Below are 270 nucleotides of genomic sequence, written 5' to 3' on the forward strand. Positions count from 1 at the left end.
ACTAATTGCCATATAGCTGTTAAGGCTACAGAAAACTCCATATTTTCCATTGACTTCTCTACTTTTGTCACCGTTGCATCAACAAGATCTAATAATCCTTCATCATAAGGAGTAGCATCTTTCACATAAGCTGGAATTTCCCCATCAAAGTACTTATTAATCATTGCTACTGTACGATTTACTAAATTTCCTAGATCATTTGCTAGATCATAGTTTACTCTTTCCACAAATCCTTCGGGAGTAAATACTCCATCTGAACCAAAAGGTACT

General features: G+C 35.2%; 1 protein-coding gene. It reads right to left on the reverse strand.

What is annotated here, in order from left to right; genetic code table 11:
- A partial coding sequence (locus tag AOA60_RS01185; RefSeq protein WP_143522314.1) for a class I tRNA ligase family protein occupies window positions 1-270 on the reverse strand: 270 nt, incomplete at both ends.

The organism is Pseudomonas sp. 2822-17, assembly GCF_002742485.1.
Lineage (GTDB): Bacteria > Pseudomonadota > Gammaproteobacteria > Pseudomonadales > Pseudomonadaceae > Aquipseudomonas > Aquipseudomonas cyclaminis.